This window comes from Streptomyces avermitilis MA-4680 = NBRC 14893, from assembly GCF_000009765.2.
Classification (GTDB): Bacteria; Actinomycetota; Actinomycetes; order Streptomycetales; family Streptomycetaceae; genus Streptomyces; species Streptomyces avermitilis.
The window spans coordinates 6,137,248-6,163,377 of the sequence record NC_003155.5 but is presented as its reverse complement, the minus strand read 5'-3'; the positions used below and the strand labels follow the sequence as shown (position 1 = coordinate 6,163,377).

The window sequence follows — 26,130 nt, the reverse complement described above, 5'->3', positions numbered from 1 at the left end:
GCAGGGAAGGGGTCCGCGTGCAGCCAGGACTGAGTGTCATAGTCCACGGCCCCAACGAGCAGGGCCATCTCGGCGAACTCCTGGACTCCCTCGGCGCGCAGCCGTTCGCCGCGGCCGAGGTGGTCGTCGCGGCCGTCGGCGACTGGGCCCGGCAGGAGGCCGAGCGGCACGCGGCACGCGACCCCCGGATCGTCCCGCTGGCACTGCCGGAGGGCACCGGCGAGGGCGCGGCCCGTGCGGCGGGCGCCGCCCGGGCCACCGGCCGCTGGCTGCACTTCGTGCACGCCAGGGACGGTCTGCCCGCGGGCGCCCTGCGCATGGTCGCCGACGCCACGGCGGACGCCCCGGACACGGCGGACCTCGTGGTGTTCGACCACATCCGCTCGTCCTGGAACAAGACCGGCGCGCCGAGCGGCGACGGCTGGATCTTCGCCCGCACCGGCCGCCGCTCCCTGGACCTGGCGGGCTTCCCCAACCTGCTGCACCTCGCCCCGCTGCTGGGCAACCGCGCGATCCGCGCGGACTTCTGGCGCGACCACGACCTCGCGGACGAGGCCTTCGCGCACGACGAGTCGTACCTCGCCCAGGCCACGCTCCTGCACGCCCGACAGGTGGCCTGCCTGGACCAGGTCGCGTACGAGGTACGGCAGTTGCGGGCGCAGAGCCTGCCGCCGGTCGGCGCCGAGGAGCGGTACGCGGTCGTCTCACGGCACGAGGCGCTCCAGCGGCTCGCGGCCGGGCGGGACCTGGCGGAGCGGCCGCGCGCGGTGCTGTACGAGGTGATGGTCCGCGAGTGCCTGCGGACCTTCGCCCGCAGCGGGATGCCGGAGCCGGTGGCCCGGGAGTTCTTCCGCCGGGCGTCGCGGGCGGCCGTGCAGTGGCGGCCCAGGAACCACCGGCGCCCGGCCGGCTTCGAGGGCATCCGCCGCTCGCTCCTGGAGGAGAACGCGTACGCGAAGTACCGGGCGTTCCAGGCCGCCAACCACAAGCGGCGCGACCTGAAGTCGGCGGTCGTGGCGCGCAAGCGCCGGGTCGGCGCGAAGCTCAGCGACCACCATTACCGCCGGGCGCTGAGCGGCCCGGTCGACCCCGGCCTCGCGGTGTTCTCGGCGTACTGGGACCGCGGGGTGTCCTGCAACCCGGCCGCGATCGCCGCGAAGCTCGCCGAACTCGCCCCGCACATCCACCCGGTGTGGGTGGTCGCCCGGAACAAGGCGGCGCTGCTGCCCCCGGGCACCGACCACATCGTCCCGGGCACCCGCCGCTACTGGGAGGTGATGGCGAGGGCGAAGTACCTGGTCAACAACGTCAACTTCCCGAACTCCGTGGTGAAGCGCCCGGACGCGATCCACCTCCAGACCCACCACGGCACCCCGCTCAAGCGCATGGGCCTCGACCAGCGGGAGTTCCCCGCCGCGTCCAAGGGCCTGGACTTCGGCGCCCTGCTGGCCCGCATCGACAAGTGGGACTACAGCGTCTCGGCGAACAGCCACTCCACCCGTATGTGGGAACGCGCGTACCCCTCGCACTACATATCGCTGGACCACGGCTATCCGCGCAACGACGTCTTCTACTCGGCGACCGCGGACGACATCCGCGCGATCCGCGACCGCCTGGGCATACCCCCCGGCCGCCGGGCCATCCTCTACGCCCCCACCCACCGCGACTACGAGGCCGGCTGGACCCCGCGCCTGGACCTGGCGTCCCTGGCCGACCGCCTCGGCGAGGAGACGGTGCTCCTGGTGCGCGGCCACTACTTCTACGGCGGTGCGGCCTCCCCGCTGGCCGGTCTGCGCAGGTCGGGCCGGGTCATCGACGTGTCGACGTACGACCCGGTCGAGGAGCTGTGCCTGGCGGCCGACGCCCTGGTCACGGACTACTCGTCCATCATGTTCGACTACGCCAACCTGAACCGCCCCATCGTCATCTACGCCGACGACTGGGAGACGTACGCCAAGACGCGCGGCGTCTACTTCGACCTGATGGCGGAGGGGCCCGGCCAGGTGACGCGTACGCAGGACGAGCTTGCGGCCGTGTTCGAGTCGGGCGCCTGGCGGGACGAGGGCGCGCGCAAGGCGCTGTCCGCGTTCCGGCGCCGCTTCTGCGAGTTCGACGACGGACGGGCGGCCGAACGCGTCGTACGCCGGGTGTTCCTGGGACAGAGCGAAGAGGCCCTGCCGTCGGTGATTCCCGTGGACGAGCGAACGCCCGCGCCGAGCCCGGAGGAGGCGGCCCGATGACAACAACGCCCACTACGCCCGCAACGCCGACAACACCCAATGCGCCGACGCCGGACGTGACGATCACGGTCATCGTCTACAACGACGCGGAACGCCTGCCGCGCGCGGTCGCCTCCCTGCTGCGCCAGACGCACCCCGCCATCGAGATCATCATCAGTGACGACCACTCGACGGACGCGACGCCTTCCGTGGCAAGGGAGTTGGAGGCGTCGGACCCGCGCATCCGCTATCTGCGCCTGCCGGAGAACAGCGGCGGTTGCAGCGCCCCGCGCAACCGGGCCCTGGAGATCGCCCGGGCGCCGTACCTGATGTTCCTGGACAGCGACGACGAACTCCCCGAGAACGCCGTCGCATTGCTCCTGGCCGCCCACCGCGAGCGGGAGGTCGACTTCGCGATGGGCGCGGTGGAGCGGATACGCGTCGACACGGGCCACCGCTCCACCTGGATGGCTCACCTGGTCGACGAGCGCCGCACGGTCGACGGCATCGAGGCCGAACCGGGCCTGCTCTTCGAGCACCTGGCGACGAGCAAGATGTACACGCGTGACTTCCTGGACCGCCACGCCCTGCGCTTCCCGGAGGGCATCCACTACGAGGACCAGCTGTTCTCGGCGCAGGCGTACTGCCTGGCGAAGTCGTTCACGGTGATCCCGCAGCCGGTGTACCGCTGGTACATAGCGCCGTACGTGGCTCAGGACGCGGCGTCGATCTCCAACCAGCGCCACAAGCTCAGCAACGTCAGTGACCGCATCCACGTCCAGACGCTGATCGACGACTTCCTCGCCGAGAGCGGGCACGAGTCGCTCAGGCAGGACAAGGACTACAAGTTCCTCAAGCACGACTTCCGGATGTACGCGGGCGACCTCCCGTACCGGGACGAGGACTGGCTGACGGGCTTCGCGCGGATCGTGACCCCGTACCTGGAAACCCTTTCCCCCGGCGCGTACGCCCTTCTCCCCCGTGCCGAGCGCGTGGTGCTCCAGCTGGTCCGCGACGGCCGGCTGTCCGAGGCCCAGCTCGCGGCGCGCGGCCTCGGCCACAGTGTGGCCCCTCGGGAGACGACGGCCGACGATTCCGGCTGCCTGTACTGGGGCCCTCGGCTCCCGTCCTCCGACTGGGCCCGCCGGGAGCTCGACGTCACGGAACTGGGGCTGGACTCGCGCCCGTTCCCGAGCGCCCAGTTCCGTCACGAGATCACGTCCGTGACCCCCGGCCGGGGCATGACGGTCGACCTGACCATCCGCACGTACGACCCCGGCCTGCGCCTCCCGGTCGGCCCGCAGCGGGCGAGCGTGGTCGTCGCCCCCGGCAGACGGCGCCTCATGGTTCCCTTCCGCCTTGACCCGGTACGCCCTGGGGTCTTCGAGGGCCGGGTCCGGGTGGACCTGGCGGCCGCCCCGCTGCCCGTCCAGGGCTTCGACGGCGTCCGCCATCCGCTGCTCCGCCTGGAACAGCAGGGCCTGGCGAACACGGGCGTGCTCCTGGCCCCCCTGACCTTCCCGACCCTGCGGGCGACCCGCCCCGGCTCCCTTCGGCACGAGGTGACGGTGGAACCGGAGGGCAAGGCCGCCGGCCGTCTCCAGATCCGCTGGCGCCCGGTGGGGGTCACGGCGCGGGTGGCGGGACCGGTGGCCCGGAAGGTGGCGGGACCAAGGGTGCGCAGGGCGGCGCGGCTGGTGCGCAGCGCGTTGCGGTAGGGCCGTCGCGCAGAGCCTTCGACGCCGGACGCCGAGATCCCTCGGCCGTCCAGCGTTCACCTCACCAGCGGTCCGGCGCTCACCTCGTCAGCGGTTCGGCGCTCACCCCTTCAGCCGTCCGGCGCTCACCCCTTCAGCGGCTTCGCCGCGGCGTCATCGCACCACCGCGTAGAGCACCTGTCCGCCCGGCCCCGCGGCCACCCGCCGCAGCCCCGGACCCCCGCCGGCCGCGAGTCCCCCGTCCCCGGGCCGCTGCACCACCCACCGCACCCCGTACTCCCGCAGCACCCCCAGCCGCTCGTCCCGGGACGACCCCGCGGCGAAGTACCGCCGCACCGCGGCCTCCCGCCGGGCCTCGTCGGACAGGAAGAAGTCCGGATACCCGGGAGCCACCGTGTACGCCCCGTACGCCGGGATCTGCCGGGACGGAAACGTCTTGGCCAGCACCACATCCCCGTACCGCACCCACGGCGTGATCCAGTGGTACCCCGCCCAGGGCTCCCGGTACTTCGCCGCCACCGCCTCCGGCAGCGCCCCCCGCCCCACCACGTACCCCAGCGTCCCGATCTGCGTCCACACCCCCACGGCCAGAGCGCAGGCGAGCACCACCGCCCCCGCGGCCCGCACGGCCCCCCGGGACGCCCCGGCCACCTCCACGGCCGCCGCGACCTGCGCCGGGATCAGCGCGGCCGGCAGTACGCGCCCCCATGAGTAGTGCCCGGTCAGCCCGCCCAGCGCGAACACGGCCGCACCCAGCAGGAAGAACACGACGAGCGGATCCCGCGGATCCCGGCGGGCCCGCACCCCGAGCGCCACCACCCCCACCAGCGCCAGCCCGTACCGCGCGAGCAGATCCCGGTACAGCGCCCGGTGGATGTCCTCGAGGCCGCCCACCCGGAAGAGCGCGAAGAAGTCGTAGTAAGGCCATACGACGAGCAGCAGCACCCCCACGGCGGCGGCGGCCCCGAGCCGCAGCCACACGTGCCGCCCCACGCGCGCCCCGATCACGGTCGCCAGCGCGCCGAGCGATGCCACCACCCCGGTGAACTGGTGGCTGAGCAGAATCACCGCCCACAGCAGACCGAGCCCGAGGTAGACCTCCCATCCAGCGTCCGGCGAGGCCTTCAGCGCCCGGGTCAGCAGCGCCCAGAAGTGGAAGGCGAGCCCCAGGGCGAACACGCTCGGATAGGCGACCGTCAGCGCGAGGGAGTTGAGCCCGAGGAAACCGCTCCAGTTGAACAGCTGCGTGCCCCACAGGAAGAGCACGCACAGCACGGCGAGCGGCGGCGCGAACCGGTGGCCGCTCAGCGTACGGGCGTACCGCCAGATGCCCGTCACCAGCAGCCCGAGGCCGACCACCGCGCCGAGGCGCAGCACCACGAAGACGGACAGGCCGGTCACCTTCGCGACACAGCCGAGCAGCACGGTCCACGGCGAGTAGTACGGACTCGGCGTGTCCGCGTCGACCAGGGGATTGCCGGGGTCGAGGAGGTGGTGCCGCAGCCGTTCCACGGTCGCCGCGTGCATGCCGAGGTCGCCGTTCCAGGGCAGCCGGACGATGACGAGCAGCAGCAGGACGACCAGCAGCGGCACCGCGGCCCACAGAGAGGTCCGGACCGCTCCGAGGGATGCCCTAACCGCGACGCGCATCGTGCTGGAACACCCACGTCCGATACACCAGGAAGCGGAACGCCGAGGCCAGGACGATGGACAGTGCCTTCGCCAGGTTGGAGCCGATCGGCCCGCTCATGCCGAGGCCGTGGTAGCCGACGTAGAAGAGCACGCTCTCCATGACGACGCCGAGCCCGCTGAAGGCGAAGAAGAGCGCGATCTGGCGGCGGGTGCGGGAGGCGCGGTCGCGGTAGGCGTAGCAGCGGAAGCCGATGTAATTGGTGCCCATGGCGATGACGCTGGCGAGCACCGTGGCCGCCATCGGCGCCCACTTCATGCCGTGCAGCGCGAGGTTGAAGACGAGGAAGTTCACCGCGACACCACTGCCGCCGACGACCCCGAACCTGGCCACTTCGAGCGCGAGCTTCCGGAGCCGGGCGCTTGCCGGAGGGGGCGCGGGGATCACGGCGGCCCGGTGGGCGACCTGGGGCCGCCGCTCGGAGAGGTTCACTGTCACGGGTCCGGGTCCTCCATATTCATCCGACGATCAGGCCAAACCCTAGCCCAAATGTCCCGTTTAGCAGGAAAGGGTAAAATTCATGCCGGAATTCCCCTAGGGCTCGGCAAGAAAACGGACAGTCCCCGGACACGCGAACGGGGGCGCCCCGGGCCGGTCCGGCCCGGGGCGCCCCCGTCGTCGTACGCGTCGTACCTACGCGGGACCTACGAATGCGTCCGCAGCAGCGTCCGCATCGTCCGCATCGCCACCGACAGGTTCGCCAGGTCGAACGCGTCCGAGCCCTGGATCTCCTCCAGCGTCGTCCGCGCGCGGCCCAGGATCGCCGCGTTCTTCTCCTCCCACGCCTTGAAGCGCTGCTCGGGCGTGGAGGTGCCGTTGCCGACCGCCAGGACGTCGGCGGTGAGCGACGCGTGGGCCGCGTACAGGTCCTCGCGGATCGCCGCGCGGGCCATGGACTGCCAGCGGTCGGAGCGCGGCAGTTCGATGATGCGGTCCATGAGCTGGGTGATGCTCAGACGGTCGCCGAGGTCGTAGTACACCTCGGCGACGGCCATCGGGTTCTTGCCCATGCGGTCGGCCACCGAGACGATGTCGAGCGCCGGGAAGGCGGAGGAGAAGCCGGCCACGCGCGTGGCGAGCTCGTCCGGCACGCCGGCCGCCGTCAGCTCGTCGTAGATCTTCTGCCACCACTCCTGGTCCGCGCCGCGCAGCAGCTTGGGCAGCTCGTCCCAGACCTGCTTGACCCCGTCCTTGAAGAACGCGATCGTCTCGGTGAGCTGGAGCGGCTGCGGCCGGTTGTTGAGCAGCCAGCGCGTACCGCGCTCGACGAGGCGACGCGAGTGCAGGCGGATCCGGGTCTGGACGTCCGCGTCGACCTGGCTGTCGAGCGCCTCGACCGCGTCCCACACCGCGCTCGACTCGAAGATCGCACGGGCCGCGGTCTGCGCCCTGACGATCTCCTCCAGCGAGGCGCCGGTCTCCTCCCGCAGCCGGTGCAGGAAGCTCGTACCGCCCGTGTTGACCGTGTCGTTGACCAGGACGGTCGTCACGATCTCGCGGCGCAGCGCGTGCGTGTCGATCTGCTCGCGGAACTTCGTGCGCAGCGCCGTCGGGAAGTACGCGTGCAGCAGGCTCTGCAGATACGGGTCGTCGGGCAGCGAGGTGCCGAGCAGCTCGTCGGAGACCGTGATCTTCGTGTACGCGAGCAGGACGGCCGTCTCCGGACCGGTCAGGCCCTGGCTCGCGTTCAGCCGCTCACGGATCTGCCGGTCGCTGGGCAGGAACTCCAGGGCCCGGTCGAGGTGCTTCTCGCGCACCAGGTGACGCATGAAGCGCTGCTGGGCGTGGAGCATGTCCGGGGACTGGGCGAGCGCGTTGGCGATCGCCACGTTCTGCGCGTAGTTGTTGCGCAGCACCAGGTGGCCGACCTCGTCGGTCATCTCGGCGAGCACCTTGTTGCGCTGCTTGACGGTGAGGTCGCCCTCCGTGACCAGGGCGTTGAGCAGGATCTTGATGTTCACCTCGTGGTCGGAGGTGTCCACGCCCGCGCTGTTGTCGATGGCGTCGGTGTTGATCCGCCCGCCGCTGCGCGCGAACTCGATCCGGCCGAGCTGGGTCAGTCCGAGGTTGCCGCCCTCGCCGACGACGTCGACGCGCAGGTCGGCGCCGTCCACGCGGATGGCGTCGTTGGCCTTGTCGCCGACGTCCGCGTGCGACTCCGTGCTCGCCTTGACGTATGTGCCGATGCCGCCGTTCCACAGCAGGTCGACCGGCGCCTTGAGGATCGCCTTCATCAGGTCGGCCGGGGTCATCTTGGTGATGCCGGCCTCGATGCCGAGGGCCTCACGGATGTGCGCGTTGACCGGGATCGCCTTCGCGGTACGGGGGAAGATCCCGCCCCCGCCCGACAGCAGCTCGGTGTTGTAGTCGGCCCACGACGAGCGCGGCAGCTCGAACAGCCGGCGCCGCTCGGCGTACGACGTCGCCGCGTCCGGCTTCGGGTCGATGAAGATGTGCCGGTGGTCGAAGGCCGCCACCAGCCGGATGTGCTCGGACAGCAGCATGCCGTTGCCGAACACGTCACCGGACATGTCGCCCACGCCGACGACCGTGAAGTCCTCGGTCTGGGTGTTCACGCCCAGCTCCCGGAAGTGCCGCTTCACGGACTCCCAGGCACCGCGCGCCGTGATGCCCATCTTCTTGTGGTCGTACCCCGCCGAGCCGCCGGAGGCGAAGGCGTCCCCGAGCCAGAAGTTGTACGACTCGGCGACCTCGTTGGCGATGTCCGAGAACGTCGCCGTGCCCTTGTCTGCGGCGACCACGAGGTAGGTGTCGTCCTCGTCGTGCCGTACGACGTCCGCCGGGGGCACGACCTCGCCGGCGACCAGGTTGTCCGTGATGTCGAGCAGTGCGGAGATGAAGGTCTGGTAGCTGCGGATGCCCTCCGCGAGCCACGCGTCCCGGTCCACGGACGGATCGGGCAGCTGCTTGGCGACGAAGCCGCCCTTCGCGCCGACCGGCACGATGACGGTGTTCTTCACCATCTGCGCCTTGACCAGGCCGAGGATCTCGGTGCGGAAGTCCTCACGCCGGTCGGACCAGCGCAGACCACCGCGCGCGACCTTGCCGAACCTGAGGTGCACACCCTCGACGCGCGGCGAGTACACCCAGATCTCGTACGCCGGACGCGGCGCCGGGAGGTCCGGGATGGCCTGCGGGTCGAACTTCATGGAGACGTATTCGTGCGGCTTGCCGCCGAGCGCCTCCTGGAAGAAGTTGGTCCGCAGGGTCGCCTTGATCACCGTGAGGAAGGACCGCAGGATCCGGTCCTCGTCCAGCGAGGCGACCTGGTCGAGGGCGGCGTCCAGCTCCTCCAGCAGGGCGTCGGTCAGCTCGACGCCGGCCCGCTGGCGGTCCGGGGACATCCGCGCCTCGAAGAGGCTCACCAGCAGCCGGGTGGTGTGGACGTTGTTACGGAGGGTGTCCTCCATGTAGTCCTGGCTGAAGGTGGAACCGGCCTGGCGCAGGTACTTGGCGTACGCGCGCAGCACCATCGCCTGCCGCCAGTTGAGCCCGGCGCTCAGGACGAGGGCGTTGAAGCCGTCGATCTCGGCCTCGCCGGTCCAGGTGGCGGCGAACGCCTCCTGGAACCGCTCACGGCCGTCGTCGCCGAGGGAGTCCCCGTTGCCGCTCGCGGACTTGGGCAGACGCAGCCCGAAGTCGTAGATCCAGGCGGTCGTACGGTCCGAGCAGCGCAGCTCGTACGGGCGCTCGTCGGTGACCTCGACGCCCATCCGGTTGAGTGCGGGCAGGACCGCGGACAGCGAGACCTGCTCACCCGTGCGGTAGATCTTGAAGCGGCGCTCGGAGGGCGAGGCGCCCACCGGCTCGTACAGGCTGAGCGCGAAGTCTTTGCTCTGGTCGCTCGTGAGCTTTTGCAGGTGCACCAGGTCGGCGACGGCGGCGCGCGGCGTGTGGTCGGCCTTGTAGCCCTCGGGGAAGGCGTTGCCGTAGCGACGCAGCAGCTCGGCGGCGCGCTCCTCGCCGCACTCCGCGTTCAGTGCCTCGGCGAAGGCGTCGGCCCAGGAACGGGCGGCCTCCACGAGCCGCGCCTCGATGCGCTCCTTGTCGGCGTCGGACAGCTGCGGCAGCTCGGTGCCCTGCGGGACCCGGACCACGAAGTGCAGCCGGGACAGGATCGACTCGGTGTTCCAGGCCGTGAAGTCGACGCTGGTGCCGCCGAGCTCCTCCTTGAGGATGTCGATGATCCGCAGGCGCACGCCGGTGGTGTAGCGGTCGCGGGGCAGGTAGACGAGGGCCGAGTAGTAGCGCCCGTACTCGTCCTGGCGCAGGTAGAGCCGCAGCCGCCGACGCTCCTGGAGGTACAGCACGGAGGTGACGATGGAACGCAGCTCGTCCACGGGCGTCTGGAACAGCTCGTCGCGCGGGTAGGTCTCCAGGATCTGGAGCAGGTCGCGGCCGTCGTGGCTGTTGGGCGAGAAGCCGGCCCCCTTGAGGACCTCCTCGACCTTGCGCCGGATGACCGGCACGCGCCGCACGGACTCGGTGTAGGCGGCGGACGAGAACAGTCCGAGGAACCGCCGCTCCCCGATGACCTCGCCGTTCTCGTCGAACTTCTTCACGCCGACGTAGTCGAGGTAGGACGGGCGGTGCACGGTCGACCGGCTGTTGGCCTTGGTGAGGATGAGCAGCTTGTGCTCGCGGGCCTTGGCGCGGGCGTCGGCGGGCAGCCGCTCGAAGGAGGGGCTCACGGGGTGGCTGTCGTCACCGGCGTGGTGCGGGTCGGAGCGCAGGATGCCGAGCCCGGTGCCGGGTACGGCGGCCAGCGAGTCGTCGCCCCGCAGCTCGTACTCGCGGTAGCCGAGGAAGGTGAAGTGGTCGGCCGACAGCCAGCGCAGCAGCTCGCGGGCCTCTTCGACCTCCTGGTCACGCAGGTCGTCGGCGGTCGGCTCCTTGGGCAGCTCCTCGGCCATGCGCAGCGCCGCGTCGCGCATCTTCTCCCAGTCCTCGACGGCCTCACGAACGTCGGACAGGACGCGCAGCAGGTCGGCGGTGATCTGCTTCAGATCGGCGCGGTCGGTCTCGCGGTCGATCTCGACATGGATCCAGGACTCGAGCGCCGCGTCGTGCGGCAGCTCCCCGGCGGGCGGCGGGGCGAGGACGTCGATCAGCTTGCCGGTGAGGTCGCGGCGTACGACGACCTGGGGGTGGATGACGACGTGGATGCCGCGCCCCTGCCGCGACAGCTCGTTGGTGACCGAGTCGACGAGGAAGGGCATGTCGTCGGTCACGACCTCGACGACGGAGTGGCTGCACGTCCAGCCGTTCTCCTCGACGGTCGGCGTGTGGACCCGCACGTTGGCCGTGCCCTGTGGGCGGTTCTCGGCCAGCCTGTAGTGCGAGAAGGCGGCTCCGAAGACATCGACCGGGTCGCGGTCGGCAAGGTCCTCCGGGGCGGTGTGCAGGTAGTAGCGCCGGAGGAACGCGAGCACGGTGTCCCGGTCCGGGATTCCGTCGCCCGTCGTTCCAGTCGGTAGGTGCCCCCCGACCGGACTGTTCTCAGCTACGCGAGCAGCCCTCTCGAGCAGCTCGGCCTTTGCTTCGTCCAGCTTGGTCTGCATTGTCCTCTGGCTCCTGTCGCGCGCCGTTGCGTGACGTAGAAGAAAGTACGGTCTCTTCTCCGACGTAACGCCGTGACGCGGGGTGTCCGGTCTGGTCCGACGCTATGCCGCATGGAGAGATGAGCGGGGGGTTATCGGCCATTCTCGGCACCTGCGGCGGCTGTGACGCTGCTCTCGGCAACGCCATCGGCCCAGGTACCCCGAGCATGCCGTCCCACCCGCGGAGACCAGCGACCGCCCGGTCACGGATGTCGTCCGTGCTCACCGGGCGCGGGGCAGGGGCGCCAATGCCCCCGCGAGATATCGCGCTGATCACGCCACAAGGCTATCGCTCCCGACGGGGGCCCCGTCATGAGCCGTATGTGTACAAAAGCGGGGGTGGAACTTTGACGTTCTGCACAGGGGCGGAGGAGCGGTTTTCCCACTAGGTCCTGTGGTCACGTTCTGAGCGCTGCCGTCACGTTTTGGCCGTCCGGGAGGGCGGGGCCTGGTGGCGCCTGGCGGGGGCACGGCGACCGTCGAGGGGCTGGGGCACACGGCATCGGGCGTGTGCAGTCGCGAGGCATCGCGTCCGGTCGTGGCGTGAGGCCTCACGCCGCAACGCACCGCAACGCACCGCAACGTGATGACAGTGCTCGCCTGGCACATCCAGCGGCTGCCTACCTGTGGCGAGGGTGCTGACACCCTCGCCCTCGCCCCTGGCCTCGCCCTCCCGCAGCAGCCGCACGCCGGACGGCGTCACGCCGCCAGTCGGCCGGCCTCCTCGACCGCCTCCGCCAGCGTGTCCACCACGGGCACACCGACTCCTTCGAGGCTGGCGCGGCTGTGGGAGCCGCCCGTGTAGAGGACTGCCTGCGCACCGACGTGCAGAGCGGCGACCGCGTCGTCGGCCGCGTCCCCGATCACCACCGTGCGCGCCGGATCGACGCCCGCGACGCCCGCGAGCGCGCCTATGTGCCGCACCATGTGCTCGGCCTTGCTGCCGCCGGAGGGGCCGGTCCGCCCGTCGACGCGTATGAAGTGCGGCTCGATCCCGAATCCCCGTACCAGCGGGACCAGTTCGTCATGGACGTACATGCTGAGGATCGACTGGCTGTGCCCCGCCGACTGCCACTCCACGAGCAGCTCCGCCGCTCCCTCGGTGAGCCCGCAACCGACCCTGTGCTCCGCGTAGTACCGGTGGAAGATCTCGTCCATGATCTCCCACTCGGCGTCCGTCGGCAGGCGCCCGATCAGCCGCTCGTAGAACTTCGGCACCGGCACGCAATAGAGCGCCCTGTACCGCTCGAGCGTGATCGGCTCGAGCCCCAACTCCGCGAACGCCGCGTTCGTCGCCCCGATGATCGCCGCATTGTCATGGAACAGGGTCCCGTTCCAGTCCCAGACGATGTGCGCTGCTCCGTGCATCCCCATACCAAGAACGTACCCGCCCCCACTGACAATCAAGGTCGGCGCACGTCGGACCGACTGCGAATGCCCGTGCGCCCCGCCCCCGGACCGCCCTCGGCCTGTCCCCGCAGGCCCCTCCAGCTCCTGCTCCCGCGCCCCGCAGGCCCCCTCAGCCCTCCAGCCCCACGAGGTTCGGGATCTCCTGCCTGGCGTACCAGAGCAGTTCGTGGTCCTCGGCCCCGTCCACGACGAACTGCGCGGCGTCGTCCCCGCCGTCCGCCGCGGCCAGCGCCTCCACGGCGGCGGTCACGTCCGCCTCCGCGTCGCCGGAGTCGACATGGACCGCGGCCGCCTTGGCCAGCGGTACGGCCCCGGCGACCCGCACCTCGCCGAGCGCCGCCGGGTCCAGCCCCAGGTCCGGGTCGGCGCTCGCCGCGCCGTCGGCCACGTCGACCGCGACCACGACCCGGCGCCGCACGGCACCGGGGTCCGCCGCCAGCAGCCGCAGGGAGGCGAGCGCGGCCCGGTTCAGCGCCGCGTACTCCAGCTCCTCGATGTCCTCGGAGAGGTACCACTCGCGCAACGCGGGCGTGACGGCGTACGCGACGAACGGTCCCGCTCCCAGCTCACCCGTCTTGTACGCCTCGGCGAGACCGGAGAGGGTCAGGGGGACGTAGACGCGCATGGCGAGCCGCTTTCGTAGTCGGTAAGGGGCGGCCGGAAGGCCCGTGGGGAGGGCTCCGAGGAGATCGTTCCCGCGCCCCGGCAGTCACCCCAGGATACGTGCGCGAGTCCCCTTTCGGGTCCCGCCCCGCACCCTCCGGGGCGTCCACCCACGGCCCCGTGGATCACCCGGTGCGCCCCAGGAACGCCAAGGTTTTCGCCCCCGCCACTCACTCTGATAGGTGAAGATTCCGGCCGCTCCGGCGCGCACCCGCCGTCCTTGCAGCACCCGTCCCCCGCCCCGTACAAGATCCCCAACGCGAAGTTACCGCCCGGTATCAACCGGGCTCGCGGACCGCTCAACCGCTCACGGAACGGGGACACCGCATGAACAAGGTGATGACCAGGACGAAGCGCCACCCGGGCATCCGCCCGCCCGTCCGCCACGACACCCGTCGCCCGGGCAGCACACCACGGCGTACGGCCCCCGGCGGCAGCCCGCCGCGGACGGCGTCGGCCGGCGCCCCGCACCCCCGCCCCACCGACCTCTTCGCCGACCGGCTCCTCTCCGTCCTGAGCGGCCGCCGACCGGTGCACAGCATGCTCCGCCACACCGCGGGCCGCGCCTACGACGAACTGGCCTGGCTGGCCGAACGCGGCCCCCTGCGCGCCCGCGGCACCAACCCGGTCGTCCGCGACATCGGCTACTACGTCCCGCGCCCCGGAGCGATCGAGGCCTTCGCGCGCATCGGCGCTGGCGACCAGCTCCGCGCGATGGCGTTCCGCCTGGAGTACGGGCCCGACAACCGCTGGCGCTGCACGGCGGTGGAACTGGGCGGTCCCCGCATGCCGCACATGGACGACGACTAGGAACCCCGGCCAGGGACCACGAGCAGAAGCGACAAACAGAAGCGACGAACAGAAAGCAACGCGCCGAAGCAACGCGCCGAAGCGGCAACACGGGCCGGCGACGCGCAACGCAGAGGGCCGGACACCCACAGGTGCCCGGCCCTCAGAACCGCCACGTCACTGCCGACCCGCCGGGGGCAGAGCCCCGGCCGACGTCACTTCTTGCGGCGCCGCCCGCCCTTGGACTGCTTGCGGCGCTCCGCACGCGTGAGGCCGTCCGCCTCGGACCGCACGGGCTCTTCGTCGTCGTCGCTGCTGAAGTCGCCCTCGATGATGCCGCCCTCGCCGTCCACGGTCGGCGCGGAGAAGTGCAGCCGGTCCGGCCGCTGCGGGGCTTCGAGCCCCTTGGCGCGGATCTCCGGACGGGCGCCCGCCTGCGCCGGCACCGCGTCCTCCTTCTCCAGCGAAGGCTTCTCGTCCTCGACCGGGACCTCCTCGACCTGCTGCTCGACCTGGACCTCCAGGTTGAACAGGTAGCCGACGGACTCCTCCTTGATGCCGTCCATCATGGCGGTGAACATGTCGAAGCCCTCGCGCTGGTACTCGACCAGCGGGTCCTTCTGCGCCATCGCGCGCAGGCCGATGCCCTCCTGGAGATAGTCCATCTCGTAGAGGTGCTCGCGCCACTTGCGGTCGAGGACCGACAGAACGACCCGGCGCTCCAGCTCACGCATGATCTCGGAGCCGAGCTGCGTCTCACGCTGCTCGTACTGCTCGTGGATGTCGTCCTTGATGGACTCGGAGATGAACTCGGCCGTCAGACCGGCACGGTCGCCGGCCGCCTCCTCCAGCTCATCAACGGTGACCTTCACCGGGTAGAGCTGCTTGAAGGCGCCCCACAGCCGGTCGAGGTCCCACTCCTCGGCGAAGCCCTCGGCGGTCTCCGCCTCGATGTAGGCGTCGATCGTGTCGTCCATGAAGTGGTGGATCTGCTCCTGCAGATCCTCGCCCTCCAGGACGCGGCGGCGCTCGCCGTAGATGACCTCGCGCTGCCGGTTGAGGACCTCGTCGTACTTGAGGACGTTCTTGCGGGTCTCGAAGTTCTGCGTCTCGACCTGCGACTGGGCGGACGCGATCGCGCGCGTGACCATCTTGTTCTCGATCGGCACGTCGTCGGGGACGTTCGCCATCGACATCACGCGCTCGACCATCTGGGCCTTGAACAGCCGCATCAGGTCGTCGCCCAGGGAGAGGTAGAAGCGGGACTCACCGGGGTCGCCCTGGCGGCCGGAACGACCGCGCAGCTGGTTGTCGATACGCCGCGACTCATGGCGCTCGGTGCCCAGCACGTAGAGACCGCCGAGTTCCTTGACCTCTTCGAACTCGGCCTTGACGGCCTTCTCGGCCCGCTCCAGGGCGGCGGGCAGCGCCGCGGCCCACTCCTCGATGTGCTCCTCGGGGTCGAGGCCGCGCTGGCGCAGCTCCGCCTCGGCGAGGTCATCGGGGTTGCCGCCGAGCTTGATGTCCGTACCACGGCCGGCCATGTTCGTGGCGACCGTCACGGCGCCCTTGCGGCCGGCCTGGGCGACGATCGTCGCCTCACGGTCGTGCTGCTTCGCGTTCAGCACCTCGTGCTGGATGCCGCGCTTGGAGAGCTGCTGCGAGAGGTACTCGGACTTCTCGACCGAGGTGGTGCCGACGAGGATCGGCTGGCCCTTCTCGTGCTTCTCCGCGATGTCGTCGACCACCGCGTCGAACTTGGCCACCTCGGTGCGGTAGATCAGGTCCGACTGGTCCTTGCGGACCATCGGCTTGTTCGTCGGGATCGGGACGACGCCGAGCTTGTAGATCTGGTGGAACTCGGCGGCCTCGGTCATCGCCGTACCGGTCATGCCGGAGAGCTTGTTGTAGAGGCGGAAGAAGTTCTGCAGGGTGATCGTGGCGAGCGTCTGGTTCTCGTCCTTGATGTCCACCCCTTCCTTCGCCTCGATCGCCTGGTGCATGCCCTCGTTGTAGCGGCGGCCGGCGAGGATACGGCCGGTGTGCTCGTCGACGATCATGACTTCGCCGTCGATGACGACATAGTCCTTGTCCTTCTTGAAGAGCTCCTTGGCCTTGATGGCGTTGTTCAGGTAGCCCACCAGCGGCGTGTTCACCGACTCGTAGAGGTTGTCGATGCCCAGCCAGTCCTCGACCTTGGCGACACCGGACTCGTGGATGGCGACGGTGCGCTTCTTCTCGTCGACCTCGTAGTCCCCGGTCTCCTCGATGCCCTTGAGGGTGTTGCCCGCCTCGCCCTTCTTCAGGCGGGTGACCAGCTTGGCGAAGTCGCCGTACCACTTGGTGGCCTGGTCGGCCGGTCCGGAGATGATCAGCGGCGTACGGGCCTCGTCGACGAGGATGGAGTCGACCTCGTCGACGACCGCGAAGTTGTGGCCGCGCTGCACCAGTTCGTCCTGGGACCACGCCATGTTGTCGCGCAGGTAGTCGAAGCCGAACTCGTTGTTCGTGCCGTACGTGATGTCGCACCCGTACTGCTCGCGGCGCTGGGCCGGCGTCATGTTGGCGAGGATGCAGCCGACGCTCAGACCCAGGAACTTGTGGACGCGGCCCATCATCTCGGAGTCGCGCTCGGCCAGGTAGTCGTTGACCGTGATGAGGTGGACGCCGTCTCCGGAGAGCGCGTTCAGATACGCGGGCAGGGTGCCGACGAGCGTCTTGCCCTCACCGGTCTTCATCTCGGCGACATAGCCGAGGTGGAGCGCGGCGCCGCCCATCATCTGCACGTCGTAGTGCCGCTGGCCCAGAACGCGCTTGGCCGCCTCGCGGACGGTGGCGAACGCCTCGGGCAGCAGGTCGTCGAGGCTCTCGCCGTCGGCGTACCGCTGCTTGTACTCATCGGTGAGGGCCCGCAGCTCGGCGTCGGAGAGGTCGACGAAGTCCTCTTCGATGGAGTTGACCTGGTCCGCGATGCGGTGCAGCTTGCGCAGGATCTTGCCTTCGCCTGCACGCATGATCTTTGAGAGGACGGACACGGGGGTTGGTCTCCTTGCCGGTCGGGCCTGGGACGGTTGGTTTCCATTGACATGACTGAGCAACGGCCATCGTAAGCGAGGACCCCGCCGCGCCGGGAGGTCTGCCGCTGACAGCCACTAGGACAACGGGCGGGCGTGGCGGAAGGTGCCGCGTCGACAGCACGAAAAGTGACGACGCCCTGACACAGCGCAAAACGATGGCGCCGCTCGTCACGCCCGGAGCAGAATCGGGCGATGGAACCCGCCACGCTGACCACCGATCGTCTTGTCCTGCGCACCGTGGGCACCCAGGACACCGACGCCGTGTACGAGGCAGCCCAGGACCCCGAGATCCAGCGCTGGACCACGATCCCGTCGCCCTACCTTCCGGAGCACGCGGCGAGCTTCACGGATCAGCTGGTGCCCGAAGGCTGGGCGAACGGCTCCATGTTCACGTTCGGCGTCTTCCTCCCCTCCGGCGAACTGGCCGGCATGCTCGCCCTCTCCATGCGCGCCCTCGGCGTGAGCGAGGTCGGCTTCTGGGCGACGAAGGAGCACCGCGGCAACGGCTACATCACCGAGGCCGTCCTCGCCGCCTCCCACTGGGCGTTCACCCGGATGTCGATCGACCGCGTGGAATGGCGCGCGCAAGTGGGCAACACGGGCTCCCGCGCAGTGGCCGAACGCGCCGGCTTCACGATCGAGGGCACCCTCCGCTCAGCGATCAACAACAAGGGAGTACGGCGGGACTGCTGGGTCGGCTCCCTGTTGCCGTCGGACCTGGGACTGCCGTCGACAGCGCCGTACCTTCCGACGCCGCGCTAGGGCCCGGATCCCCGTCTCCCCAGCTCAGCCCCCATTGTCAGTGCCACCCCCTACCGTGTGACCATGCCGAGCCTGCCGCGCCCCACCGCCGAACTCTCCGCTGACGACGCCCGCCGCATCGCCCTGCGCGCGCAGGGATTTTTGGGCGCCCCCGACCGTAGGGCGGGCGTGCGCGGCGTGCTCCGCCACCTCGGAGCGGTCCAGCTCGACACGATCTCGGTGCTCGCCCGCTCGCACGAGCTGATCCCGTACGCCCGCCTGGGCGCGGTGGGCCGCAAAACGGTCGAGCGGGCGTACTGGACCACCGCATCCGCCGACGCCTCCCCGGCACACCCCCACGCGTTCGAGTACTGGTCGCACGCGGCCTGCATCCTCCCCATCGAGGAGTGGCCCCACTTCGCCTTCCGCCGCCGCGCCTACCGCGCCCGCCCGCACTGGAACCACGAGCTGCCGGACGGCACGTACGACCAGGTCATCAAGCAGCTCCGCACGGAAGGCCCGCTCACCGCGACCGAGTTGGGCGGCGCGAAGAAGACCAGCGAGTGGTGGGACTGGTCGGGCACGAAGGTCGCCGTGGAGCGCGCGCTCATGTACGGCGAGGTGGTGTGCGTCGAGCGCCGCGGCTGGAAGCGGGTGTACGACCTGGCCGAGCGTGCCGTCCCAAAGACGCTGCTGCACGACGAGTTGGACGACACCGAGTGCCTGCGCCGTCTCGTCCGCCTCGCGGGCCAGTCCCTGGGCGTGGGCACACGCGCGGACATCGCCGACTACCACCGTCTCAAGGGCGAGCAGTTCGACGCGGTGATCGCGGACTCGGGTCTGGTGCCGGTGGCGGTCGAGGGCTGGTCCAAGCCGGCCTGGGCGGACCCGGCGGCGCTGGAGACGGCCCCGCGCGGCCGCCACCGCACGACGCTCCTGTCCCCCTTCGACTCCCTGGTCTGGGAGCGGGCGCGCACAGAGCGGATCTTCGGCTTCACCCACCGCCTGGAGGCATACGTCCCGAAGCCGAAGCGGATCTACGGCTACTTCGCGATGCCGGTGCTCGCGGGCGGGCAGCTGATCGGCCGCGTGGACCCCGCGCGCGAAGGCAGCACCCTGGTCGCCAAGCAGGTGACCCTGGACGGCCCCACGGCGGTCCCGGGAGTGGCGCAGGCCCTGGTGGAGGCCGCGACCTGGGTGGACTGCACGGACGTACGAGTGGAGCGGGTGGACATCCCGGAACTGCGCGAGCCCCTCGTCAGGGAACTGGCCCGCACCCTGGGATGACCCCGGGCGAACGCCTGTCGGGTGCCGCTACCGGATCTCGAGGATCTTCTCCCGCATCGCGTACACCACCGCCTCCATCCTGGAGTGCAGTTGCAGCTTCTCCAGGATGTTGCGCACATGGTTCTTCACGGTGTTCTCGGAGATGAACAGCTCCTTCGCGATATCGCGGTTGTTCATCCCGGTGGCGACCAGCTTGAGGACTTCCAGTTCGCGGTCCGTGAGCCGCGGCGCGGGCACCAGACGGCGCTCGTCCGTCCGCTGGATCATCGACTTGAACTCGGTGAGGAGTTTCGACGCCATGGAAGGGCTGATCTGCGACTGCCCGTCGGCGACCGCGCGAATGGCCGTGGCCACCTCGTCCGTGGAGATCTCCTTGAGGAGATAACCGGTCGCGCCCGCCTTGATCGCGTCGTAGAGATCGGCCTCTTCGTCGCTGATCGTCAACATGATGATCTTCGCGCTGGGCGCCACCTCCTTGATGGAGGTGCACGCCTCGATCCCGCCGCGCTTGGGCATCCGTACGTCCATCAGCACGATGTCGGGCAGCAGATCCGCGGCCTTGTCCACGGCCTCCGCGCCGTCGCCGGCCTCTCCGACGACCTGGATGTCCTCCTCGGCCGCGAGCACGATCTCCAGACCGCGGCGGAAGAGGGCGTGGTCGTCCACGACAAGGACTCGGATGGGCTCCTTGCCCGGAGAGTCCGCGTCCGGGCCCATGCCGACGACGCCGCCGTCGGCATCGTCGTCCCGCATCGGTCCGAAGCTGTCCGCCATGGTTCCTCCCCCTGAAGGCTGTGGCCTGTAGTCCTGTGCCATCGCCAACCCAAGGCAACGGCCCACCGGTTGGGCCGGTGCGGCCATGATTCCATGCCCGGACGACAGTGCGGTGACAGACCGCGGTGCGAACGGGGCGCACACCGGTGCCCCTGGGGGCGCACACGCACTCCAGGGGCACCGATCCAGTTGTCAGCCGGCGAGGTCAGCCGCCGAGTGCACCGCCCGCGTCGGCCGACTGCGCCTGGGCGACCATCGGGTCCGTGCTGAGGTGGATGACGCCGTAGTCGTATGCGTGCCGCCGGTAGACGACACTGGGCTCCTTGGTCTCGGAGTCGACGAACAGATAGAAGTCATGCCCGACCAGCTCCATCTCGTAGAGCGCCTGGTCGAGCGACATCGGGGAAGCAACGTGGGTCTTCTCGCGGACCACGAGGGGGCCTTCGCCCTTGACCTCGAGCGAGCCGATCTTCTTGGTCGGGATACCGTCCGACTCCGCCTCACTGACGATGCCGCCGCTCCCGTTCAGCGTCGCTGCGCCCGGAACGGTGTCGGCGACGTCCGCGGCGGAGAGCCTGCCCGCACCGCGGCGGGTGTGGCGCTTGTCGTGCTCCTTGCGCAGCCGGGCTTCGAGCTTGTCCGCCGCCAGGTCGAGCGCCGCGTACGGATCGCTGGCCGCTGCCTCCGCCCGGATCACCGGTCCGCGGGAGCGGAGCGTGATCTCCACTCGGTCGCAACGGTCGGCCTGCCGGGGGTTGGGCTCCTTGGACACCTCGACGTCGAGGCTGATCACCTTGCCATCGAGCTTCTGGATCTTCTCCAGCTTCAGCTTCTCGGCCACGTGCTTGCGGAACCGCTCGGGCACCTCGGTCTTGCGGCCCTTGACGACGATGTCCACGCAGAACTCCGTTCCCGGATCACTCCGCATCCCTGGCGGAGCATCTCCCTTTTGCACCAGGCCCCGGTGAGCACCGGAACCTCGGACTCGGTGACGTCCACCTCCTCCTCCCCCGTGGGCGAGATCTCCACCCCACCGGTGCGGGTGATTGCAGAAAACCCGCGGCACGGCATTCGGATATGCGAGGTGCGGGCTGTGCCATTCCCTCACAACCGAACATATCTCGCCTGGACGGATGTCGTCACCCTCTACCGCGGCGTACCTCCGTTCAGGTGAAATTACCCTCTGGTTACCTGCAACGATGCAAGTTCGTGGTCAGTTCCAGTTTATTTCGAAAGCGTCCGGAGAAGCTGCGACAACGGCTGCTCGGACCCCGTCTCCGGCATCGCTCGTACGCGCCATTCTCCGTACGGCTTCTGTCCGCTCCGGCTCCGTCACTGTCGCTCCCACCATCCGTTCTCCCGTTGTTTCCCGCGTTCCTTCTCCGTACACCTGCGTGTCCGCCATCGCGGCCCGCACCGCGCGGGCCGCCTCCGCCAGCGAAGCGCCGGTCGTCATCAGGTCGTCGACGAGCACGACCCGCCCCCCACCGGCCAGCAGCCGGGCGCCCCCGGCGGCCACCTCCAGCGCGCCCGCGAGATTCGCCAGCCGCTGCCGGGCGTTGAGCCCCGACTGGTCTGCCACGAACCGCCGCTGCCGCAGCACGGCCGCCACCCGCGCCACCGTCCCGGCCCGCCGCAGCTCTCCCGCCGCCGCGAGCGCGATCCGCCGCGCGGGATCATGCCCCCGCGCCCGCACCACCCGCCGCGACGACGGCACCGGAACCAGCAGCACGGACTCCCGCACGACGCCGCCTCCGGGCCGCACCGGCCCGTCCCCGCACCAGGGCCTCGCAGACCCCAGCCCCGCCCGCACAGCCCCCGCCAGAGCCGTCCCCAGCGGTCCTGCCAGCGCCAGCGCACCGCGTTCCTTGTGCGCGAGGAGCGCCGCCCGCACCCCGCCCTCGTACGCCGCCGACGCGTGCACGACAGGCAGCCCCGACGGCTCCGGCTCCGGTCGCACCCGGCACGGCGCGGCCCCGTGAAGGGCGGCACGGCACTCCGGGCAGAGCACCGTACGAGGCTTGCCGCAGCCTCCGCACTCGGCCGGCAGCACCAGATCCGTGAGGTCCTGCCACCACCCCCGCATGCCCACCACTGTGCCAATGCCCGCGCTGTCCTGCCAGACCTGTGGACAACTCCCTGTGGACAACCGGCCACCATCGCCACAGGCCGTCACCCACACGGGGGACGGCCTGTGACGCGGAAGCCTCGAATGGCCTCTCACCTGGGACAACGGGGCTCAGCCCGGATAGACCGGAGCCGTCCCCTCCTTCATGACCTTCTGCCACTGCGCTCCGGACGACAGCCGTACGATCCCGTCCTCCGAGTACGCCACCAGCGGCAGCCGCTCGTCCTCGGACGCCGCGATCTGCTGCACGCCGGTCAGCGAGGCGGGCGCCGAGCCCGACGGCGTGGAGCCGTCGACCTGGACGTACCGCATCTGCTGCACACCGCCCTTCTCGCGCCCGACCACCACGAGCCGGCTGTCCCCGGCCCACGACATGGCCGTGACCTCCTCCAGCTGCGGTGTCACGGAGTGCAGTTCGAGAATCGACACATCGGCGCGCTCATCGGCCTTGGTCTCCCGCTCGATACGTCCGATCTGCAGAGACGTCTTGCCGTCCCGTTCCACGATCAGCGCGATCCGCACGCCGTCGGCAGCCACTCGTACGGCGTCGATGCGCCCGTCGAGCCTGGGCGTGCGCACCTCCAGCGGTTCGCCCGAGCCCTTCTGCAACAGGAGCAGCCGGGACTTCGCCGGGTCCCGGTCGGCCACCCACAGGTCACCTCCGCCGTCCCAGCTGGGAGTCGTCAGCCGGTCCTTCTCGGTCGTGCCCGCACTGTGCACGACCGCCTCGCCGAGCGAGGCACCCGACACCAGCGACCCGACGTACAGCGAGCTCCCGTCGAACGAGACCCCGGCCGCGGTGACCTCGTCACGCGAGACCGCCGCAGCGCGCAGCTTCTTGGCACCCTCACCCAGCGCCCCAGGCACCGGATCCGGGTCCTTGCCGTTGCTGCTGCCGGACAACCGCACGAGCCGCTGCTCGCCGTCGATGAAGTACTCGTACTCGCCCGACTTGCCCGTGCCGTGCGAGGCGATGCTCTCGGCCTCGGCCTCCCCGAGATCGCACAGCGTGGACCCGTCGGACCGCTGCAGCTCCACCTCGTCCACACCCGTGGGCGTCAGATCCTTGAGCGTGAACAGAAGTTGGGCCGCCATCTTGGTGCACTGCGCCCGTCCGACGCGGTCGGCCTTCTTGTTCAGCGGCACCGTCAGCTTGTTCTGGTCGTCGGGCGCCAGCGACGTGACGCCCTTCTTCAGCCCCGTGTCGGTGGGGAAGCTCGACCTCGCCACCGGCGCCAGCCAGCGCGTGGGGCCCTTCAGCAGCTCGGTGACCATCGCCGTCACCGGGTCCACCTTGCCGCGTACGTACACCGGGTCCGCGACGGTGCCCAGCTGACCGCTCGTCCCGGCGGGCACGTTCGAGGCGAAGTAGTACTTGTTGACGGACTTGTAGTTGCGTTCGAAGTCGGACTTGCCCATCACCACGCCCTGCGGGAGCGCGTCGATGCGCCACTGCCCGGTCTTCCGCTGCAGCGTGAGATGCACCGTCCCGGTGTAGTCACCCGAGTCCGGCGCATACGCGTGCTGCCCGTCCACCTTGGCGAGCCTGCTGCCCGTCAGCGTGTACGCGAAGTCGTCGCCGGTCTCCCGGTTCCTCGTGCGCTCCGGCTCGGGATTCGGCCCGTCGGCGAGCACGGTGGTGGACTTGTAGGGCCGCCACTGCTTCGAGGCATCGCCGGTGAGGTACTCCCGCGCCGTCTCATACTGCGGGTCGTCGCTGGTCAGCGCCTCCAGGAAACCCTGGACGATCTCAGCGGGCGCGGCATCCTCACGCGGCGGCATCGCGAACACCCGGACCTGCGCGTCCTGCCGGGGCGTCGACTCGACACCCCGCAGATCCCCGCTGTCCGGCATCGAGGCGCACCCCGTCAGCAGCACGGCACCACAGCCGACGTACGCCCCCAGCCGCAGCGCGCGCCGTCGGCCGCCCCCCTCAGCGCCCACGAAATGCCTCCCCTTGCCCGCTGCCGCTCTCGGGCGGCTCCTGTGTGCTCCGTCCCCCGCTCGCCGGGGGCGTGTCGTTCTGCTTGCGTGCGCCGCCCGCGGGCCGCGGCACCACCCGCGCGCCGTTACCGGGCAGCGCGGTGGGGTCGGCTGTGGGGGTCGCCGTCGCCAGCCGCGGCGCCATGGGCGCGCGCGGGGGCATCTGCGGCGGCGCGTTCTCACCGGCGGGCTGGACGGGCACCGTGGCGAGCTTGCCGGAGCCGCCGAGCGGCAGACCGGCACCATTAAGTCCACGATTACGCCGCGAGTCCTTGGGCTCCAGCGGTATCGGGGATCCCCGCAGCGGCTCGTCCGCGGTCCGCGGCAGCGTCAGCCGGAACTGCGAACCGCCGCCCGGCTCACCCCATGCCTGCAACCAGCCGCCGTGCAGCCGGGCGTCCTCCAAGGCGATGGACAGCCCGAGGCCCGTACCACCGGTGGTACGCGCGCGTGCCGGATCCGCCCGCCAGAAACGGCTGAACACCCGGGTCGCCTCGCCGGGCTTGAGCCCCACCCCGTAGTCACGCACCGCGACAGCGACCGCGCCGCCCGCAGCGGCGAGCTTGACCACCACGTCCTTGCCCTCACCGTGCTCCACGGCGTTGACCACGAGATTGCGCAGCACCCGCTCGACGCGCCGGGCGTCCGCCTCGGCCACCACGGGCTGCTGGTCACCGACGACACGTATGTGCGTGCCCTTCCGCTCGGCGAGCGGCTCGGCCCCGCTGACGACCCGCCGGACGACCTCCCGCAGGTCGATCGCGTCCGCCTCCAGCGCCGCCGCGCCCGCGTCGAAGCGGCTGATCTCCAGCAGATCCGCGAGCAGCGACTCGAACCGGTCCAGCTGGTCGGCGAGCAGTTCCGCGGACCGCGCGGTCACCGGATCGAAGTCCACGCGCGCCTCATGGATGACGTCGGCCGCCATCCGCACGGTCGTCAACGGCGTACGCAGCTCGTGCGACACGTCCGACACGAACCGCCGCTGCATCCGCGAGAGGTCCTCCAGCTGCTGAATCTTCAACTGAAGGTTCTGCGCCATCTTGTTGAAAGCCTCGCCGAGGCGCGCGATGTCGTCCTCGCCCGTGACCTTCATACGTTCTTGCAGGTGCCCGGCGGACAGCCGCTCGGCGATCCCCGCAGCCATCCGTACCGGCGTGACCACCTGGCGCACCACCAGCCAGGCGATGGCCCCGAGCAGCACCACGACGAACAGGCCCGCCGTCGCCAGTGTCCCCTTGACCAGGCTGAGCGACTTCTCCTCCTGGGTGAGCGGGAAGAGGTAGTACAGCTGGTAAGGGTCGCCGTTGGGGTCGTTGACCTGCTTGCCGATGATCAGCGCCGGCTGCGCCTCACGGCCGTGATCGGTGTAGACGATGCGGGTGTAGCTCTGGGCCACGCCCAAGCCGGCGTCGACGCGTTTCCGCAGGCCTTCCGGCACGCTGAGGCTGGGTTCGACGCCGCCCGACGCGCGCGGCCCCAGACCCCTGTTCTCGTTGTCCGCGGCCCTGGTGCTGAGCGTCACGACGTCGAAGGCGCCCTGGCCGCCGCTGGAGAGCGAGGCCACCAGGTCAGTCATCCAACCGCTGACGTTCTGCACGGGGGTGCCGGCCGCTCCGGCGTTTTCGTCCCCGCCGCTCGCGCTCGCCGTGCTGTCGGCCCTCTGCCCGGCGACGGTGAACCCGCCCACGGCCTGACTCTGGGATGCCTTCACCTTGGCGTCCAGCAAACCGTTGCGCACCTGCCCGATGACCACGAAGCCCAGCAGGAGCACCACGCCCAGCGACATCAGCAACGTGGTGACGACGATCTTGAGCTGGATGTTGCGCCGCCACAGCCGCATCACGGGCAGCAGCGGACGACGCACCCAGCGCATGACGAGCCGGAGGACCGGGCTGCCCTGGACTCCGCCCTGCAGCAGCCCGCCCTCCATGAACCGTCCCCAGCGAGAGCCCGTCATCTTTCGGCCGACAGGCCGCCCCGAACGGGCCCCCGGCTGTCCGGGTGCCGAAGCGGCACTGTCCCGGGACATG

General features: G+C 70.4%; 16 protein-coding genes. 5 read left to right on the top strand and 11 right to left on the bottom strand.

Features of this window, described 5'->3' with window-relative positions; genetic code table 11:
- Window positions 1-17 precede the first annotated feature (17 nt).
- On the top strand, window positions 18-2,240 hold the full coding sequence (locus tag SAVERM_RS26200; RefSeq protein WP_010986484.1) for a CDP-glycerol glycerophosphotransferase family protein: 2,223 nt from the start codon (window positions 18-20) through the stop codon (window positions 2,238-2,240).
- Window positions 2,237-3,937: a glycosyltransferase family 2 protein gene (locus tag SAVERM_RS26195; RefSeq protein WP_010986483.1), complete on the top strand. Its 1,701-nt coding sequence runs from the start codon at window positions 2,237-2,239 to the stop codon at window positions 3,935-3,937. The genes SAVERM_RS26200 and SAVERM_RS26195 overlap by 4 nt, the downstream gene beginning before the upstream one ends.
- Before the next feature lie 153 nt (window positions 3,938-4,090).
- Here the strand turns inward: SAVERM_RS26195 and SAVERM_RS26190 are convergent, their stop codons facing one another.
- The 5 genes from SAVERM_RS26190 to SAVERM_RS26170 all read right to left on the bottom strand — a co-directional run bounded on the left by SAVERM_RS26190 (window position 4,091) and on the right by SAVERM_RS26170 (window position 13,283).
- The gene (locus SAVERM_RS26190; RefSeq protein WP_010986482.1) at window positions 4,091-5,587 is read right to left on the bottom strand and encodes a membrane protein; all 1,497 of its coding nucleotides are present in this window, start codon (window positions 5,585-5,587) and stop codon (window positions 4,091-4,093) included.
- Window positions 5,571-6,065: a GtrA family protein gene (locus SAVERM_RS26185; RefSeq protein WP_242432152.1), complete on the bottom strand. Its 495-nt coding sequence runs from the start codon at window positions 6,063-6,065 to the stop codon at window positions 5,571-5,573. The genes SAVERM_RS26190 and SAVERM_RS26185 overlap by 17 nt, the downstream gene beginning before the upstream one ends.
- A gap of 206 nt (window positions 6,066-6,271) precedes the next feature.
- Entirely contained in the window at window positions 6,272-11,209 is a 4,938-nt protein-coding gene (locus SAVERM_RS26180) for an NAD-glutamate dehydrogenase (protein WP_010986480.1), read from the bottom strand.
- A gap of 738 nt (window positions 11,210-11,947) precedes the next feature.
- Window positions 11,948-12,622, bottom strand: a complete 675-nt coding sequence (locus SAVERM_RS26175; RefSeq protein WP_010986479.1) for an HAD family hydrolase — start codon at window positions 12,620-12,622, stop codon at window positions 11,948-11,950.
- Between the two features lie 145 nt (window positions 12,623-12,767).
- Window positions 12,768-13,283, bottom strand: a complete 516-nt coding sequence (locus SAVERM_RS26170) for a DUF6912 family protein (protein WP_010986478.1) — start codon at window positions 13,281-13,283, stop codon at window positions 12,768-12,770.
- A gap of 365 nt (window positions 13,284-13,648) precedes the next feature.
- Between SAVERM_RS26170 and SAVERM_RS26165 the strand changes: the two genes are divergently transcribed.
- Window positions 13,649-14,131 carry an Rv3235 family protein gene (locus SAVERM_RS26165; protein WP_037651642.1) on the top strand — a complete coding sequence of 161 codons (483 nt, stop codon included), beginning with the start codon at window positions 13,649-13,651 and terminating at the stop codon, window positions 14,129-14,131.
- A 194-nt stretch (window positions 14,132-14,325) separates the two neighbouring features.
- On the opposite strand, the gene secA is transcribed toward SAVERM_RS26165, so the two are convergent.
- Window positions 14,326-17,145 carry a preprotein translocase subunit SecA gene (secA, locus tag SAVERM_RS26160; RefSeq protein WP_010986476.1) on the bottom strand — a complete coding sequence of 940 codons (2,820 nt, stop codon included), beginning with the start codon at window positions 17,143-17,145 and terminating at the stop codon, window positions 14,326-14,328.
- A gap of 234 nt (window positions 17,146-17,379) precedes the next feature.
- On the opposite strand from secA, the gene SAVERM_RS26155 reads away from it, so the two are divergent.
- Both SAVERM_RS26155 and SAVERM_RS26150 read left to right on the top strand, forming a co-directional pair.
- Window positions 17,380-17,949, top strand: a complete 570-nt coding sequence (locus SAVERM_RS26155) for a GNAT family N-acetyltransferase (RefSeq protein WP_010986475.1) — start codon at window positions 17,380-17,382, stop codon at window positions 17,947-17,949.
- A 63-nt stretch (window positions 17,950-18,012) separates the two neighbouring features.
- Window positions 18,013-19,215, top strand: a complete 1,203-nt coding sequence (locus SAVERM_RS26150; RefSeq protein WP_010986474.1) for a winged helix-turn-helix domain-containing protein — start codon at window positions 18,013-18,015, stop codon at window positions 19,213-19,215.
- Between the two features lie 27 nt (window positions 19,216-19,242).
- Here SAVERM_RS26150 and SAVERM_RS26145 read toward each other — a convergent pair whose 3' ends face one another.
- The 5 genes from SAVERM_RS26145 to mtrB all read right to left on the bottom strand — a co-directional run bounded on the left by SAVERM_RS26145 (window position 19,243) and on the right by mtrB (window position 26,129).
- Window positions 19,243-19,989: a response regulator gene (locus tag SAVERM_RS26145; RefSeq protein WP_010986473.1), complete on the bottom strand. Its 747-nt coding sequence runs from the start codon at window positions 19,987-19,989 to the stop codon at window positions 19,243-19,245.
- Window positions 19,990-20,194: 205 nt separating this feature from the next.
- On the bottom strand, window positions 20,195-20,887 hold the full coding sequence (gene hpf, locus SAVERM_RS26140) for a ribosome hibernation-promoting factor, HPF/YfiA family (RefSeq protein WP_037651645.1): 693 nt from the start codon (window positions 20,885-20,887) through the stop codon (window positions 20,195-20,197).
- A gap of 315 nt (window positions 20,888-21,202) precedes the next feature.
- Entirely contained in the window at window positions 21,203-22,075 is an 873-nt protein-coding gene (locus SAVERM_RS26135; protein WP_037651677.1) for a ComF family protein, read from the bottom strand.
- Window positions 22,076-22,228: 153 nt separating this feature from the next.
- The gene (locus SAVERM_RS26130) at window positions 22,229-24,061 is read right to left on the bottom strand and encodes an LpqB family beta-propeller domain-containing protein (protein ID WP_010986470.1); all 1,833 of its coding nucleotides are present in this window, start codon (window positions 24,059-24,061) and stop codon (window positions 22,229-22,231) included.
- Window positions 24,051-26,129, bottom strand: a complete 2,079-nt coding sequence (gene mtrB, locus SAVERM_RS26125) for an MtrAB system histidine kinase MtrB (RefSeq protein WP_010986469.1) — start codon at window positions 26,127-26,129, stop codon at window positions 24,051-24,053. Before mtrB ends, SAVERM_RS26130 begins: the two co-directional genes overlap by 11 nt.
- Window position 26,130: the final 1 nt, after the last annotated feature.